The organism is Catenulispora pinistramenti, assembly GCF_018274385.1.
Classification (GTDB): Bacteria; Actinomycetota; Actinomycetes; order Streptomycetales; family Catenulisporaceae; genus Catenulispora; species Catenulispora pinistramenti.
This window is the reverse complement of the sequence record NZ_JAAFYZ010000003.1, coordinates 51,888-68,134: the sequence shown is the minus strand read 5'-3', so window position 1 is coordinate 68,134 and position 16,247 is coordinate 51,888. Positions and strand designations below refer to the sequence as shown.

The following is a 16,247-nucleotide window of genomic DNA, read 5'->3' as shown; positions in this document are numbered from 1 at the left end:
TCCCTATACGTGCACCAATACCACTGGACCTTCGAACTTGAATATCCTAGCGATGGTTCTGCACTAAGCCCTCGAGCCGAACGTGCATCCAATTCTGACGACCATCACACCACGTGATGGTCGCCAGATACCGCTACGTGGCGTTACGCACGCCGCCCACTCACCACGCTTCCGGCTTCCATTGCACGGAAGTTGGAATCTTGCCGCCAGATGAAAGAAATTCCTTGACCGCTCGCCGAAGATCGTCGACTGGGATTTCCGTTCCGCCAGGGTACTCAGTCGAGTGCCCGGTGATGGAATACCACACGCTGTCGAGACTGGGCGCCCCGTTGTCGGTAACGATGTTGCCCGCGTCCCCATCCATGAAAGCAAGAATGCCGACTGAACGTTCCGCGTTCACGCCCACCATCAACTCGTGGTCGAACATACCTGATGACAGGCGCTCACGTGCGGTTGAGAAGACCTGCGCCATGGCGTGGCTTGCAGGATTAGCCAGCAACGCGTCAATAAGCCGGTCTACCCCATCCGCGTCCTCAATGAGCACACGATTACCGGCATGCTCATTCAGGAACATGGCCTCGATAGGATACGACACCTTTAACCCTTCTTCGTCTTGTTCAGGCCCCTGTACGGCTCGGTACGCCATTTACCAGTAGCGTCCTTCCAATGGAGGAATATAGTCTGGTCATCGTTGAGAATATACGGCAGAGCCATATTACAACCAAGTTCGACCATACAGGGCCCGGTGGCGTTATTGATCACCAGATTGACGCTCTTGATCGCGGTCGTACCGTCATCGTTGAGCATCATCGCAGCGACAGTCTGCTCGACATCGTAAGCGCGCGCCGAAACGGCTGCACCTTGCAGGAGGTTCCACTGCCGGAGCCGATCGCTGACCCGACGCGCCAGCGCGGGGTAGGAAGGGTCACCGGACTTCGAGCTATCCACCATCGGGAGTTCGACGCCCCCGTCGGTGACTGCAATTCCGACAGTCGGTCCGTTGTTCCCAGGGCGGGCGGGAAGTTTTGCGAGAATACCGTCCCGGCATGAATCATTATGCACGAGGACAGACGTCGTGCCAGCTACTACGTAATAGGTGTGCAGTCCCTCGATGGTGAGGTCATAGGTGACCATCGAGCTGATGTAGTTGCGAACATTCAGCACGGTCACGGCCGCACCGGACGTCGACTGCAGCTTGTCTCCGATGCCAAGCTTGCTCGCGTCGATAAAGGCTTCGGCGTTCAGGTCGTAGTACGGGTGGTTTTGGGTACCGGTGACTGTGTCTTCGCCGTCAGGGGTCTGGACGGTCAGATCTGTAAAGTCTGTATCGGTGAAGGTCGTGTGGACCTGCTCGACCCGGTGCTGCTCTGTTTCAGCGGCGCCCGGAGTTGCGTTTGAGATCTCGTCGCCGACACGAATGTCCTGGATCGGCTCCACTGTCCCGTCGGCCATACGGACCCCGGTGCCAGCGGCGAAGCTGTGCGGTTTGACACATGCTGAGACGAAGGCTGCCACCTCGTCGTCTGTGATCCTTTTGGCAATCGTCGATGCCAGAATATCGGCGGCTTTTCCGCTTCCGGCCATCAAGGCCGCCGAGACAACTGCTTGCAATGCTACGTTTTTGACGTCTGAACAGTCCTCAACGCAAGCGGCGGCTGCGCCCGATATAGCTCCGACCGCTGCCAGACAGGTAGCTCCAGCAGATTCGGGGCATAGTGCCAGGCCAACCGTGCTGACCAACAGCCCGACAGCTTGGCCCTTTTCGGCATCCCATATCTCTGTCAGGCTCAGGTTGCCTTCGATAGCCCATCTGACCCGGACCATCAGAGCCTTGTTGGCATTGGAAGTTGGATCGTTCCAGTCGTTCGGACTCTCCCTCATGTACATCTGAATGTCGGCGCGCAAGGCCGCCAACCGGTCCGGCGGAATCTCAGAGAGTAGGTCGGCGGCGGCCTGCTGGTCAGCAGCAGCCTGATCACTGCCGTACCTGGTATCTAGAACGCTTTCGGCGGCCTGGTTTTCAGCCCGGACTCGGGCCTCGGCGTCCTCCGCCGCCTTCTCGGCTGCCGCAGCGTCGGCGGCGGCGTTGGCGGCAGCTGTAGCAGCCGCGGTGGCTGAGTCCTGTGCTGCTTTGGCTGCTGCCTGAGCAGCGGTTGCCTGGGCGGACGCGTCGTCGGCAGCGGCGTGTGCACCGGCCGCGTCTTTCTCGGCGGCGCTAGCGGAGTTCGCAGCGGCGGTCGCGTCTGCGGCGGCGGAGCTGGCATCCCTGCCTGCTGCTGAAGCATCGCTGGTTGCGGCCGCGGCAGCAGCAGCTGCGGCCTTGTCCGCAGTTTGGGTGGCTGCGGCATCAGCTGATGCGGCACTGGCTGATGCCCGAGTGGCGACCAGTGAGTTCTGAGCGGACAACGCATCGCTGGCCGCGCTATCGGCAGCTGTCGCGGCGGCCTTGGCATCGGCACTGGCTTGGGTCGCCAGGTTGTGGGCGTCAGTTGCTGCCCGAGCGGCATCGGCTGCGGCTGCCGCAGCTGCCGCGTCTTGTCGTGCAGACAAGCTCGTTGCGTTGTTGGCGACCAGAACCGCTAGGCCGGCGGTGGCGTCGGAGCGCTGATATGGCGTGCCGTAGAAGACTGCTTGGCCAGCTGAGACCGCGACTGCATGTGTTGCGTCGCGGGCGCTGGTCGCATAGTCGGCGGAAGCGGCCGCATAGCCGGCGGCCTTGTTCGCTGTGGCCAGCGCTGCGTCTGCGTCCCTGGCGGCTTCTCCGGCCTGGTTGAGTGCTGTGGCGGCATCGTTTTCGGCTGCCGTGGCATCGGTGGTTGCTTGGGCCACGTTGTTCGCTGCTGCTGCGGCGTTCTTGATCGCGTCGGCGGCGGCGGCATGTGCGTTCGCGGCGGCAGAGCGGGATCCGGCTGCGGCAGCATCGGCAGCGGAGGCATCGGATTTCGCCTTCGCCGCAGCCCCGGCTGCCCGAGTCGCGTCCGCACGGGCAGCCTGAGCAGCGGTAGTGGAGGCGTCAGCGGCACTTTGAGCGGTGGCTGCGGCATTGGAGGCAGTTGATGCGTCAGTGTCTGCTTGGTCTGCCGAGGACTTTGCCATCGCGGCAGCGGCCGAACCAGCTAGAGCCTGGGCTTGCGCGTCGAAGGCGGCTGCTTTGGCCTTGGCAGCGTCATCAGCCGCTTGCGCCTGCTGTGCGGCGTACCGATCATCAGCCGCCTTCTGCTCGGCGGCATCGGCAGTCTTCTGCTTGTCCGCTGCCTGGGCCGCTGCGGTGTCGGCATCCTGATGGGCCTTCGTTGCGATGTCCTGTTGGGTACGCGCGGTCGCCTCGGCCTGAGCCGCAGCGCTCTGCTGGTAGGCAGCGTCACCCCGGGCAGAGGCAGCAGTGGCGGCCTGGGTGTCGGCATCAGTCCGCTTAGCCTTGGCCACTGCGGCCTTGGCCTGGGCAGCGGACAAGGCAGCCTCGGCGGTGACCCGGTCGGTGTGCACGGCCGTGGCACTAGCTGCGGCAGCAGTGGCCTGCGCAGCCGCAGCGCCAGCAGCAGCATGCGCCTGAGCAGCCGCTTCCTCAGCCTCCGCCCTCGAGAACTGCGCCTGGACAGCGTGGGCCCGGGTGTCCGACAACGCCCACAGCGTCATCGCATCGCTCGCGCCAGCCTTTGCGGCGTCCCAAGCGCTCAGACCTGCCTGCCCCGCGGCCGTGGCAGCCGCAGCGCTGGCCTTGGTGACCTGGGCCGACTGCAACGCATAGGCAAGGCCCCGGCCGTACGGAGTGTTGTTCGCCTTGGCAATGTCGCCTGCGGTCGCTTCATCAGCGCTGACCTGGTCCGCCTTCGCCACGGCGTCAGCTTGCGCACTGTTGGCCGTGCTCAGATCACCGAACATCGCCCTGCCGATGGCGTCCATATCGGCGTTCATCGTCGGGATCAGATCGCACCAGGACTGATGGTTCCCATCGCACGTCCGATTGGCGATCGGGGCCACCCAGTCCACAGCATCAGGCGAGCATGTGGACCAGGTGCAGATCGTATGCGTCGGTGGTGGCCCCGGAGTGGAATGCGCTCCGATGTAGCGTTCGATGACCGTGATCCGCTGGGCGATGTAGGCCTGAGCCATCGCGTCGGCCATCGCATCGTTGGCCTTTTGCAGGTCAGCAGCAGCCGCAATAGAGGCGTTGACGATGTCATCACGCTGGCTCTTCTGCGATTCCAGCTCATCTTCCCACTCGTCCTGAGCGACCTGGACCTCGCCGCCTAGTACCTGGCGCGGATCCCATGGGTTGGAACTGGTGCAGGAAGCCCATCGCGCCTTGATCGCCTCGACATCGGTCCGGAACTCCAGCGAACTGGGATCCGGCGCGCTCTGTGGGAACCCGCCGATGGTGACGAACTCGGCGATGTCGGCGGCATCGGTCGCGTAGTGCCCCCCTGAGGAATTGGCGATCTTGTCCCGCAGTCCGCCCGCGGCGGTGAGCAAAGGGTCCGTGCTGGATGACACGATCGCCTTAGCCTTGTCCAAGGCCGGCTGGTCAGCTGGGACCACCACGTCGGGATAGCTGGAGGTCGGATCCGCTTCCTTGGCTGCGCGCTGGTCCAAGAAGGTACGTACCGGCCCGTTGTAGTCGGGGATCTGTGCCCACGCGACGTCAGCGCCGTCAGGCCAGTCGATCACCAACGAGTCGCCGTGGGCTTGGCCTGGAGCGGTCGGGACCGGCAACCTCGCCAACATCGCCTGGTCCGACGATCGAAGCGAATCCTGCGAGCTGTCCCAAGCGGCCTGCTGCGCGGCATCGTCCTTGACCGACTGGTCAAAGTCGTCCGACTTTAGGATGTCTACCAAGAAGGCTGCTGCGACGCTCTGTACCGCCGGACCACTCACGTGAAGCCGCTGCCCGGCCAGGCAGGCATCCTCCCGATCGCGCTCCCCCAATGGGGAGTGTAAATCCCACGAACCGGCGTAGACCGGAAGAGGAACCGACTTGATAGACGCCGCAGAGTAGGCCGAGGCAGAAGCCATCGGCATCGAAAGGGCCGAGCCGGCCAAGGCGCCGGAAACGAGGACTGAAACCGCCCGCCGTCGCCGTAAGAGCGCATGACAAAACCCCACCCGAAAACGCTTATGCACGAGATCTCCCCGGAACTCGTTAATGGAAGCGGCTCAAACCCGATGATGAGCCGCCGACGCATCCTGGCAAGCCGGCAGCCCACCAGAGCGATGATCAAGAATCTCAGCGGACTGCTGCCGCGCGCCACCAACGATGAGGTGATCTATATCACAGTCGCGAGGAAGGTTTGCGGCCGGGAACCAGTCCTCAGGCCGAGAGAATCCCAGTCGCTCCAACAGTCGTCACCACCCGCTCCAGACTAGGAGACCTCTGACTATCAGTCCTTTGATTATCAGCGACGTACTCGCGGCCCCATCCCTGGTCCCGACCCATCGACTGCGGCCTGTCCACGCCGGCCTCGCCATAGCAACGTCGCCCTTTGATGTTCAGTAGATCCTCGTTGGCCGGTCGGCCAGCTGAGTTTGTAGAACCAGCCGACGAGCACACTCTGGAGGTCGCGTGGCCGCTGTTCCCCTTGACGCCATGCGCGAGCCATTCGCGAACCGATCATGACTGCGGGCCTCACGTCAAGCGTCAATGGCCAGGTCAAGACCCTCGTTTAAATCATCTGGTTGACATCCCCTAAGCTCCACAAATACTACAAAGCGGCCCGTTTCGGATGATTCCGAAACGGGCCGCTTTGCGTTACTCGTTTCAGTGTGTGCTTCGCCTGCGCTGGTCTGCTGTGATCCGGCGGTTGGCCGCGTTCAGGTCGAAGGCGGTCGCATCGAACTGGGATCCGTTGTCGATGCCGAGCCAGTCCAGCATCTCCCGGTGCTCTTCGGCGGCGGGGTTGGCCAGGGTCTCGCGGAGATCGTGGTAGCCCCACGGGCCTCCGCAGTCTTCCGGCGGACAGGCGTTGGATCCTTCGATGCAGCGGAGGTGGGGCATCGCCGAGTCGGGGGAGCTCACGGCTTCGATGAGGACGGTGTGTTCCCAGCCGTCGCCGAAGTCGTATTCGTAGCCGATGACTGTTCCTTCTGTGGCGATGTCGGCCAGGCGGACCGTGTGTTCGGGGATGACGCCCTCGCCGAAGTCCGGATCGCGCCAGCCGTAGCGGGTGTCGCCGAGGGTGAACAGGTGCAGATGTGAGTCCGTCCAGCCCAGTGCGGCCTGGAGCACTCCGTGCAGCCGGTCCAGCCGGATCGAGGAGGGGACGAGTAGGCGTCGCCACACCTCGGGTTCGGTGTCTTGCAGAACAACGCGCAGCTGGAACAACTGGTCGGCTGACGTGTCGCTGTCGTGAGTAGTCGACGGCATAGCCGGTGTGTTCTTGTCGAGGTGGATGCGGCCCTTGTCGTGGCGGACCATTCCGAGTTCGGCCCACAGCGCGACGAGGATCGCGACATCGCGGTCGGTGGCCTCGTGGAGCCGGGTCATCTGACCGGGGTCCAGGTTGTCCAGGACGAATCGGCCGGTGAGGTCCGCCCAGACCGCGTTCTGGAGCATTTCAAGATCTGTGCCGCCGGCGAAGCCAAGCACAGACCGGAGTACCGCGCAGGCCTCAGGCAGTGCTTCCAATACCAAGGAGGTGATCCACTGGGATGGCACCACAGCGTCGGCCGGCACTTTGGCGAACGACTCGGAAAGTACTGTTCGCAGCGCGTCGGGATCGGCTAGGAGCTTGGCGTTCTTCTTGACGGGTACCAGTCGGCCGCTGACGACGCGAGTGAGCCCGGCCGCCTTGGACCACTCGAACAGCAGGTTCAGTCGTACCAGCTCTCGGCTGGACGGGGTACGGAACCTTCGGTCGCCGATCACCGGGTCGACTCGGTCGCCGGTGCCGAGCAGCGGTACGAGCACCCGGGCGTCGGTCATGGTCAGCCGTCTGGTCTGGGTCAGCTTGCGCCCAGCGGCGATCCACTGCGCGAAACCCTGAACTTGCTCCAGCAGCGACGGACTGCTCCCGTACACGCTGCTCGCGCTTGCTTGCCCGGTCATAGTGACGATCCTTGCAGAGTCGGGACCCGCGCAATCACAGGAGTCCGCGGCCAGCGGCACTGTCTCTCACACCGGAGTGGTTGCCCCATTCACCGGTTGTCCAAGGCCGGTGGCGTTCAAGTACCGCAAGATCAGCTCCACATTGCGCCTGGTGATCGAATGATCACCAGGCGCTCTGCTGTATGCCGATTGTCCGGAGCGCCGTCTCCAATCGGCTATCATCCGCCTGGAATCGAGCGAGCGGGGCAGCCTGTGGACATCGCATGGATCTTCCTTGAGACGGGTCGGCAGATCGATTTGATCCGTCTCGAGGTTGTCGGCACCTACGATTTTCTGGAGGGCTACCCGACAGCGTCGTGGAATGACCGGCTGCTCGCAGGGCTGGCTGAGCGGATGAAGACGGGCTATCCGCGGGCCACCAACCACATCGTGGAACCATCACGTACGACGCCCGATGACGGACCCAACAGTCCGTTCGGGCCGATGGAGCTGTTTCCGCCGATTACATGCATCGGCTTGTTCCGGTCCGGGCCGATCGATGAGGAGGCAGATTCCATGCTGACGGAGTCAGTGCTCGCTGTGGCCTGGTTTCAGGATGGACCGGACCTGCCTGTCTCAGATGCCATGCGTACCGCGTTGGAGCGCCTGGACTGGGATGCTCTCGCACACGACCGTGAGCGTTGATCGCGGTTGGCCAACCGACTGGCGACAACGACCCGGATCAGTGTTGCGGCAGGTCAGCGGTGTTCAAGTAACACAAGACCAGCTCCACGGCACGCCCCCGATCTGCGAAATCGCAGGTCGGGGGCCGTTTTTTGGCGAGATGGTTGGAGTCGCCCGAACTCCATAAAGAGCTTCGCGAGCGACGATCGAACAGACAGGTACCGGCCCCAACTCCAGGTTGAGACCGTTCTGGCGCAGGCCGGGCTCGAACGCCGATTCTCATCTCATCCCGTTTTGGATTCTGATTCGTCGCCGTCCGCGGTGAATTGATGGTGGCGTTTCACGCTCATAGGGAGTCCGGACGGGCCTCTGACACGGGCCGCTAAGCTTGCCCTTCCTTCCCGGGCTCCTTAAGGGAGGCGACACTGGTCGCCGGAAGGAATCTATGATGCTGGAGCCTCATCCTCCGGAGTTCCGGCCGTAGAGTTGGTCCGTGCCGGAAAGACGCCGATCGGTCAGCTGGCGAGGATCTGGGGATCTCGTACTCGTGTCTGCGACGCTGGATGGACCAGGCCAAGGTCGTCGACGGCCTGGCCGGGATCTATCAGCGCCACGCACGTGGCCGCACTCGCGCCGACCCGTATGCCGATCCGCATCCGGACCTGGTGAACCGGGCGTTCACCACCGACGGCCCGGCTGTGGCGTATGGACATCACCCAGCACCGCACCGACCAGGACTGGATGTACCGTGCGGTCGTGCTGGACGCCATCAGCCGGCGGGTCGTGGTCTGGTTCATCGCCGATTACCTACGCACCGAGCTGGTCTGCGACGCCCTGGAGACGGCCCGCTGGCACCGCCGGCCTGCGGCCGGGCAGACCGTGGCCCACTCCGACCACGGCAGCCAATACACCTCCTAGGTATTTGGGCCAGCGGCTGCGCACCGCAGGGCTGCCCGGCTCGATAGGCACGATCGGGACTGCTTCGACAACTCGATGGTCGAGTCCTTCCTTGCCGCCCTGCAGCTGGAACTGCTGGACCGCCAAACCCGGGACACCCGCCAGGAACTCGCCAAGGCGATCTTCGAGTACATCGATGCCTGGTGCTACCCACACCGCCGACACTCCGCGATCGGTATGCTGAGCTCCGTAGAGTTCGGACAAGCACACACCGCTCACGCCATCGTGGCGTGAGCCACCGGAACCGGCCGGAAAACCGGGAGAAGCTCGGTCGTGCCGCCGTCGGTCCACGTACTGCCAGCGTAGGGGCTGGACTCGGCGAAACAGAGCCGACCTAAGCCAGTTTCGGACAGCAGGCAGTCCTGCTTCCACAAGGCTGGAACCTCGCTCGGCAAGAAGCGCCGCGAGGTACGTGGTGGTCAACAACCTGCGGTCCGGTCCCGACCCGCAGGCCGAGCTTGAGTAAGAGCACGTCGCCAGTCGTCACGGGAGCAATTATCGCGAACTGTGAGCCTGTACCCCGACCGGTCCGCAGATGCTTGTGCCATGGGGCCCGCGTCCTCTGCCGACTCCGGCTTCTGAACAGCATGAAGCACCTCGCTGGCGGCGAGTTCATGTGCACAGGATCGGTGAGCAACTGATCGGTACTCGCGGGTTACTAGTATCGCAGGCCCCTTGTATGCTCGTTCTCACTGTGCGGGGAAGCTTCATACGTGGGCTGAGCAGAATCATCCGGGGGGGGTGGACTGATGGCGCGTCCATCTGGCTGGGACATTCTGAGTTTGGATGGGGATCCGACGCCGGGCGTCGTGGAGTCGGTTGAGGCTCTGGCCAAGGAGTTCGGGGACTTCGCGCACGATGTGGAGTCCGCTTATCGGAGTCTGAATTCCTTCGGCTCGGATGCGACAGCGTTGCAGTGGGTGGGCCAGACCGCTGAGGCGTTCAAGGATCAGTTCGGTCCGCTGCCGGGGCGTCTACAGAAGTTGTACATCTCCTATAGCGAGGCCTCCGACGCCCTGTCCTCGTACGCGCCGAAGCGGCAGGCTGCGCAGACCAAGGCGGACTCGGCGTTGCACCAGGCCAAAGACGCCGCGGTCGATCTCCAACGTGCCACCACCGCTGCGAACGGCGCCGCGTCCGACTTGAAGTCGGCCCAGCAGAGCCATGCCGTCAACCCCGACCAGCAGGCTCTTGCCGATGCCCAGACCGCGCACGACAGTGCGCAGGCCAGCCTGAAGAACGCCCAGGCACACATGGCCGCGCTCACCGCGCAGGCGAAACAGGCTTACGACGACCGCATCGACGCAGCCAAGAACTGCGCCAAGGCGTTGCATCACGCACAGTCCGACGGCATCCACAACAAGCACTGGTGGCAACACGTCGCCAGCAGTGTCCTGTCGACTGCCGGCGAAGTCCTTTCGGACGTCGGACACTTCGCCGAAGGCATGGCGTACGAACTCGAAGACGTCCTCAAGGCGCTGTTCAGCCCGAACTCGCTTCTCGGTATCGCCCAGACGCTCGCCGGGCTGATGTTGATGGTCGCGGGTGTCGGCGGCGAGGTCGGCGGCGTGGTGCTCGATGCGACGGGGGTCGGTGCCGTCCTCGGTATTCCGGCGGCCGGCGTGTCGGCCGGGCTCATCACCGCTGGCGGCGCTCTGGCCGGCAAGGGGTTGTACGACTGGATGGCCGCGATGGCCAACGGCGACTACAACGCCTGGCCCCGGGGCAAACGGGGCGGAGCGAAGCCGGCGAAGCTCCGCGATGCCGACCCGGGCGGAGATCAACAATACGGCGGCCACGCATATGATAAGCATGTTGGGGAAAGCAATGAGGAGCTTGGCGATCGGCTCTATGACACCAGAAACGACGAAAATCCGCCGGACGAGGTGTCGACATACGAGACCTACGAAGACGAACGGAGGTTCAGCCAAATGGTGATCGATCAGAATAATGCGCAAATCACCAATTGGCTGAGCAAGGCAAAACCTGGCAGCACACGGGATTTCGAAGTGGACACTCTCGGCGAGGTGACCGGCCGCCAGCTCACCAGAGAAGATTGGGAGAATAAGCTCCCGTCCAAGCCGGTGCTGGGCGCCAGAGTAGTCATTAGAGCCGATCCGGCCGCGCCAAATGGGTATTATATCCTAACTAGCTTTCCTACTGGGATTGACGCAGCCACGTGGCTCCCTTAATACCCGCCAGCAATAGCCTGAGGTCTTGACGATGACACAGCCTGACATTTTCGATGACGACGCCCCGTGGGCCGAGAGGTTGCCAGAGCTGAGGCTCCTCCTCGAAGCTTATTCATCCGTGCCGCTCCAGGAACGGTTCACCGATACACCGGACTCGCCCTCGAAGGCAATGCGTTCGTACCTGCGGATGGCCACCTTCTATCCGGGCCGGGCCTTCAGGGCCACTGCCGAGATCCTCGACACGCTCAAGCGTGGCCTGGACGACCCGGAGGTCACCGCGGACATGGACTCGATGTCGCGCATGATCGTTCCGGATGGCAGGACCCGTGAGGATTGCCTGACGGCGATGATCCCGCACCTGGTTGCCTTCACGGAAGGCGGTGAACAGGCCGCGGTTCAGAAGCCGGAGACCCGGTGGGAGTGGCGGGAACGCTTTCCCAATCTGGGCAACCTGCTTGGCAGCTACTATCACCAGGACATCGGCTACGTATACGGCAACAATGCGACCAGTGAAGTTATTCTCGCCGACTACTTCACCACAAATTGGCCCTACGAAGTAGCCGCTGCCGTGTCCGAGATCGACGAGCTGCTCGCGATGGGTTCCGACGAAGATTTTCTTGAAATGACGACCTCAATGCTCGGCCGCCAGGTGCGCCCGTCGCGCGGGTTGTCACATGGAGAATGGCTGTCTTCGATCACCCGAGATCTACAGGGGCGACTGCAAGGCGTAGATTACCAGCCTCCGGCACCTCCGAACCCCGCATATCCGGCACACGACAAACGTGCCTGGGGACGTTGATCCACTGCCGCGCGAGGTACCTATCAAGGCTGTCGAAGCTGCCCCCGCTCCGGGCCAGGCTCGCTTGGCCCGCGGCTGGTCCGAGCACCTAGTAGTGCAGCGACGCTCCCGGTCTCAACCGGTCGCAACGCGTCTCGACACCACCGGTGCATGCGTGGTGCGGTTTCGGAAGTTGAAAGCATGCAACCGTCCCGCGCCAGCTCGCAGGCATAGTTTCAGGATTCGACTACCAGGCCCCTAAGCTCCACAAAGAACGTCGCGTGCGATGTTCGAACAAGCAGGTAACGGCCCCGACCTCAAGGTCAGGACCGTTTTTGCTTATAGGCGTGTTCGAATGCCGGGTCTGGTGCTCATGCGCTGTCGTCCAACTCGAACATGAACGCCGTCATACTGACATGTACCCTTCCCTCGGCCCGCGGCTGACCTGCCTTGTCGTGGATGAGCTGTATAGCCTGATTGACCAGGTCGCATGCCTCGGCCCAAACCTCGCGGCCTACCCATACCTCAACGTCGGTGGTCGATCGTTGCCTGGTCATCAAGGGCAGGCGACGGCGGAGGTCGGTGAATGTCGCCTCGTACAGCAGTTCGCGGCCGCTGGAGGTGTCCAGGCGGTGGGCGCTGGCCGGGTCGTATTGATAGAGCAGCCGTGTCCGTCCGCGGCGGGCTGGGGTGGCCGGGTCCTTGATGTTCTCGACCCGCTGCAAGAAGCCGGCCGCGGCGAGCTGTCGCAGGTGGTAGCTCGCTGACGCGTGCGCGATGCTGAGCTCGTCCGCCACCTCGGTCGCCGACATCGCCGTGCCTGTCAGCAACGACACGATGCGTAGGCGCAGCGGGTTGGCCAGGGCTCGGAGGGGGACCAGCCCAGTATTATCCAAAGGCATGTTGGGATAGTACGCATCGCCTACGTAGCATGCAAGACGTGCGATATGCCCGATTTGATCAGGGTCCGTCCTCAGGGTGAATCTTTTGCTCATGAGGCCCTCACTCGGGGGTCTACGACGCCGTACAGCAGGTCTACGACCAGGTTCGCCAGCACGATGAAGGTGGTGGCCACGACCGTGACGCCCATGATGACGGGGAGGTCGGACTGGTTCACCGCGTCGACCGCCTCCCGGCCGATGCCCGGCAGGTTGAAGACCTGCTCGGCCAGCACCACGCCGCCCAGGGCGAAGCCGAGGTCCATGCCGAAGATGGTGACGATCGGGGTCAGGGCTGCGCGCAGCGCGTGCTTGAAGATGACCGTTCGCTCCGGCAGGCCCTTGGCCCGGGCCGTGCGGACGAAGTCCTCGTTCATGGTGTCCAGCATGCCGACGCGGGTGAGGCGGGCGTATAGGGCCGCGAGGCCGAACGCCACGGAGATCCACGGGAGCAGCAGGTGCGTCATCCAGTCGACGGGGTTCTGGGCGAACGGCACGTAGCCGGGGTTCGGGAAGATGTGCCAGTTGATCACGAACGCCAGCATCAGGAGCGGGCCGACGAAGTACACCGGCAGCGACACGCCGATCAGGGCTGTGATCATGCCGGCGCGGTCCACGAGCGTGCCCTTCTTCAGGGCGGAGGCGACGCCGACGGCGACACCGAAGATCAGCCACAGGATCGAGGAGCCGACGGCCAGGGAGATCGTCACCGGGAGCCACTGGGAGATGCTGTGGGAGACCAGCTCGTTGGTCTTGAACGAGTACCCGAGGCACGGGGCGTAGCAGTGCGACATCTGGGTGCCGGTGTCGTAGTCGTACCCGAGGAAGATGCCCTTGATGAAACGCCCGTACTGCACCCAGATCGACTGGTCGAAGCCGAAGCGGTGGATGACGCCCTCGATCGCCTGCGGACTCTGGGTCTTGCCGACGAACTGTGACGCCAGCGACTCCGCCGTCTGCCCGCCCAGGCGTGGGAAGACGTAGAAGATGAAGAACGTGATCAAGCTGATCACGAACAGCAGCACGACTGCCGCGAACAGACGTCTGATGATGTAGGTAACCACGGAGTGCGGCAGCGGTCGCCCGGCGGTACCGGGGTTCCCTGCCTTCACCTGCCTATCTGTGAAAGCGAAGGGGTCTGACCTCAGGGGGCGGTGTCACTTCACGCCCACGGCGGTTTTGCGGTGCGTCCAGTAGCCCTGGCTGAACACGAGGGGGCCGGCCCGGCATTATCCAAAGGCATGTTGGGATAGTAGGCATTGCCTGCGAAGCAAGCAAGATGCGCGGGCAAGCCTTGGCGATCTTCTTCGGGGCGCGGGCCAGGCAGAGTGCGGAGTTTGAGGACGGCCTCGGAGCCTTCAAGTCCCCAGCGGGCCCCGGTGGTGTTCAGGCGGTGCGTGGAGACCAGACAGCCGCAGCGGCATGATCCCTCCCCGATGTCGCTATTCCGCCGACAGCCACACCAGGACACTGACAACCCGACACGGGTCCGGCTCCGTATGACAGTCGAATGTCCACGAACGGGAGGAACCAGTGTCAGAGAACAGCATCACCCGTCGCTCGGCCCGTCGGAGGGCCACCGCCCTCGGTCTAGCGGTCGCCACCACCACCGCCGCGGCCGCGGTAACCACCTCCGCGGCGGCCGGCACGGCGACGGCTCCAGCTGTGCCGGCCCACTCCGTCGCGCATGTCAGTACCCTGCCGGACGGCGATCGGGTCACCGTGCGCGGTTCCGGGGCGCACACGTCGACGATGGTGACCACGCCGGACGGGAGCTCGGCGCCCGCGGTCCAGATGGCCGTGGCCGGGCACGCCTACGTGATCCCGGTGTCGGTCATCGCCTCGGGCCAGGCCTATGACCCGGCCGGGTACGACACCGCGGCCCCGGCAGCCGCCCACCCCGCGGCCGTCACACCGCATTACCCGCTAAGCATCCTGGAGATCGACGGCATCGGTCTCGACGGCGCGGCGGCCCAGGCGACCACCTTCCTGCTCAACACCGACGACATGAAGCGGTTCGCGGCGCCGATCCCGTTGAAGGGCGGCGTCGCCCGGGTCGCGGTTCCCAGCGGGAACTACTGCGCGGTCACGGTCTTCGCCACCCTCGGCCCCGCGAAGGGCACCACCGAGCACGTCGTGACCCGGACCGACTTGGCGGTGAGCGCCCCGGGCACCACCACCCTGACCGCCGACGAGCGCACCGCGACCGCGCAGGTCGGCGCTGTCACGCCCAGGCCGTCCACCGCCGACACCGACTTCGAGACCATCGACCGGACCGACGCCGTCGGCGCCACGGGCCACGTCGTCACCGGCAGCACGGGCGCCACTTGGGTGACGCCGCAGCCGGCCGCGCGGATAGGCGCCCTCGCCTTCCGCGTCCTGGACTTCGGCGCCGCCGGGCCCGCCGGCCCCGACCCCTACCGCTACGACCTCAGCTTCGCCCCGTCCGACCACATCGACGCGAACCAGACTTACCGGCCGGACCCGTCGCGGATCCAGACCACCCACAACGTCTTCGCCACCGACTCGGTCAACCCCGCTCACCAGGCCAGCTGGGACATCGGGGCCAGCGGGCCGGACGGCGGCGCCGGAACGGGGTACATCGTCCCCGCCCCGGGACGTCTGACCGACTACATCGGCGTGTCGACCGACGATGTCTCCTGGGCCGCCTACTACGTGCCGGTGGAGAACGACCCGAACCAGGAATCAGAGCTCGAATTCGAGGATCTCGGCATCTACCGGGGCCCGGGCCAGACCTGGCGTACCTGGGGCCGGGGCCCCCTGACACCCCAGGTCGGCCAGTACACGAACGGCATGGCCTGCAACGCCTGCGTGGACCCCGTCACCGACATGACGGACTTCGGCATCACCGAGTTCACCGACAGCGACCCGAACAGCGCCGCCCACGACAACGGCCCCGGCTACGCCGCGACGTTCAGCGTCTACCGCGACGGCGTCCAGGTCGCCACCCAGTCCGGCTGGCCGCACACCGAGCTCCCCGGCACCACCGCCCAGCCCGGCACCTACCGCATGGTCTACGACGCCGACACCACCGGCAGCGGTCTGCCGATGTCGCAGTCCACGAAGACCCACACCGACATCACCTTCCGCTACGCGCCGGGGTCGCCCGAGCAGCCCACCCTCCCGGCCGACGACGTCTGCTACGCGGCGAACTTCGTCAACCTGCAGTGCGAGATCCTGCCGGCGCTGTCCCTGGACTACCAGCTCTCGACCGACGACTCCAACACCAGCCACCTGCCGGTCCAACTGCTCGACCTCGGCATCGGCCACCAGTCCTACCAGGGCCAGGGCTCGCACGCGGCGATCACCGGCGCCACCGTCTCCGTGTCCTACGACGCGGGCAAGACCTGGGTCCCGGCCGCCGTGGCCCCGACCGGCGACGGCCACTACCTGGCGGCGTGGCCCAACAACGCGCCGAAGGGCAGCACGCCGTGGCTGAAGGTGACCGCCACCGACGCGATCGGCGGCTCGATCAGCCAGACCGTCGCCGACGCCTACACCATCGGCTGAGACAGGCCGGGCCTAACCAAGGCGCGGAACAGCAGGCTCAGCAATGCGCGGGCCGGGAACAGGGGCTCCCGCCTTCCCGGCCCGCGTCGGCACCCCCAGGCTCGACAAGCGGCGCGAGGAAGGCTGGGGGTCAACTCAGTTGGAGC

Annotated in this window: 11 protein-coding genes; 6 read left to right on the top strand and 5 right to left on the bottom strand. The window is 64.5% G+C overall.

From position 1 onward, the window contains the following. Positions 1–160 precede the first annotated feature (160 nt). The 3 genes from KGQ19_RS01225 to KGQ19_RS01215 all read right to left on the bottom strand — a co-directional run bounded on the left by KGQ19_RS01225 (position 161) and on the right by KGQ19_RS01215 (position 7,042). Positions 161–574, bottom strand: coding sequence for an Imm1 family immunity protein (locus KGQ19_RS01225; RefSeq protein WP_212007145.1), 414 nt, complete (start codon positions 572–574; stop codon positions 161–163). Positions 575–597: 23 nt separating this feature from the next. Further along, positions 598–5,013: a polymorphic toxin-type HINT domain-containing protein gene (locus KGQ19_RS01220; RefSeq protein WP_212007144.1), complete on the bottom strand. Its 4,416-nt coding sequence runs from the start codon at positions 5,011–5,013 to the stop codon at positions 598–600. Positions 5,014–5,755: 742 nt separating this feature from the next. Then, positions 5,756–7,042, bottom strand: a complete 1,287-nt coding sequence (locus KGQ19_RS01215) for a plasmid pRiA4b ORF-3 family protein (RefSeq protein ID WP_212007143.1) — start codon at positions 7,040–7,042, stop codon at positions 5,756–5,758. A gap of 252 nt (positions 7,043–7,294) precedes the next feature. Between KGQ19_RS01215 and KGQ19_RS01210 the strand changes: the two genes are divergently transcribed. The 5 genes from KGQ19_RS01210 to KGQ19_RS01190 all read left to right on the top strand — a co-directional run bounded on the left by KGQ19_RS01210 (position 7,295) and on the right by KGQ19_RS01190 (position 11,653). After that, complete coding sequence (locus KGQ19_RS01210; RefSeq protein ID WP_212007142.1) at positions 7,295–7,726, top strand: hypothetical protein; 432 nt, start codon at positions 7,295–7,297, stop codon at positions 7,724–7,726. Positions 7,727–8,410: 684 nt separating this feature from the next. Further along, positions 8,411–8,623, top strand: coding sequence for a DDE-type integrase/transposase/recombinase (locus KGQ19_RS01205; protein ID WP_212007141.1), 213 nt, complete (start codon positions 8,411–8,413; stop codon positions 8,621–8,623). A gap of 75 nt (positions 8,624–8,698) precedes the next feature. Further along, positions 8,699–8,896, top strand: a complete 198-nt coding sequence (locus KGQ19_RS01200; protein ID WP_212007140.1) for an IS3 family transposase — start codon at positions 8,699–8,701, stop codon at positions 8,894–8,896. A gap of 515 nt (positions 8,897–9,411) precedes the next feature. Continuing rightward, on the top strand, positions 9,412–10,854 hold the full coding sequence (locus tag KGQ19_RS01195; RefSeq protein ID WP_212007139.1) for an RNase A-like domain-containing protein: 1,443 nt from the start codon (positions 9,412–9,414) through the stop codon (positions 10,852–10,854). 31 nt (positions 10,855–10,885) lie between these two features. Next, positions 10,886–11,653 carry a contact-dependent growth inhibition system immunity protein gene (locus KGQ19_RS01190; protein WP_230418044.1) on the top strand — a complete coding sequence of 256 codons (768 nt, stop codon included), beginning with the start codon at positions 10,886–10,888 and terminating at the stop codon, positions 11,651–11,653. Between the two features lie 350 nt (positions 11,654–12,003). Here KGQ19_RS01190 and KGQ19_RS01185 read toward each other — a convergent pair whose 3' ends face one another. Next, on the bottom strand, positions 12,004–12,627 hold the full coding sequence (locus KGQ19_RS01185) for an ArsR/SmtB family transcription factor (protein ID WP_212007137.1): 624 nt from the start codon (positions 12,625–12,627) through the stop codon (positions 12,004–12,006). Beyond that, positions 12,624–13,634, bottom strand: coding sequence for an ABC transporter permease (locus KGQ19_RS01180; RefSeq protein ID WP_212007220.1), 1,011 nt, complete (start codon positions 13,632–13,634; stop codon positions 12,624–12,626). Before KGQ19_RS01180 ends, KGQ19_RS01185 begins: the two co-directional genes overlap by 4 nt. A gap of 469 nt (positions 13,635–14,103) precedes the next feature. On the opposite strand from KGQ19_RS01180, the gene KGQ19_RS01175 reads away from it, so the two are divergent. Next, positions 14,104–16,101, top strand: coding sequence for a hypothetical protein (locus KGQ19_RS01175; protein ID WP_212007136.1), 1,998 nt, complete (start codon positions 14,104–14,106; stop codon positions 16,099–16,101). The last annotated feature ends 146 nt before the right edge of the window (positions 16,102–16,247 follow it).

Excerpts from the sequence above, each read along its gene's own strand:
- KGQ19_RS01225 (WP_212007145.1), bottom strand. The coding sequence starts at position 574 with ATGTTCCTGAATGAGCATGCCGGTAATCGTGTGCTCATTGAGGACGCG.
- KGQ19_RS01220 (WP_212007144.1), bottom strand. The coding sequence starts at position 5,013 with ATGGCTTCTGCCTCGGCCTACTCTGCGGCGTCTATCAAGTCGGTTCCT.
- KGQ19_RS01215 (WP_212007143.1), bottom strand. The coding sequence starts at position 7,042 with ATGACCGGGCAAGCAAGCGCGAGCAGCGTGTACGGGAGCAGTCCGTCG.
- KGQ19_RS01205 (WP_212007141.1), top strand. The coding sequence starts at position 8,411 with ATGGACATCACCCAGCACCGCACCGACCAGGACTGGATGTACCGTGCG.
- KGQ19_RS01200 (WP_212007140.1), top strand. The coding sequence starts at position 8,699 with ATGGTCGAGTCCTTCCTTGCCGCCCTGCAGCTGGAACTGCTGGACCGC.
- KGQ19_RS01195 (WP_212007139.1), top strand. The coding sequence starts at position 9,412 with ATGGCGCGTCCATCTGGCTGGGACATTCTGAGTTTGGATGGGGATCCG.
- KGQ19_RS01190 (WP_230418044.1), top strand. The coding sequence starts at position 10,886 with ATGACACAGCCTGACATTTTCGATGACGACGCCCCGTGGGCCGAGAGG.
- KGQ19_RS01185 (WP_212007137.1), bottom strand. The coding sequence starts at position 12,627 with ATGAGCAAAAGATTCACCCTGAGGACGGACCCTGATCAAATCGGGCAT.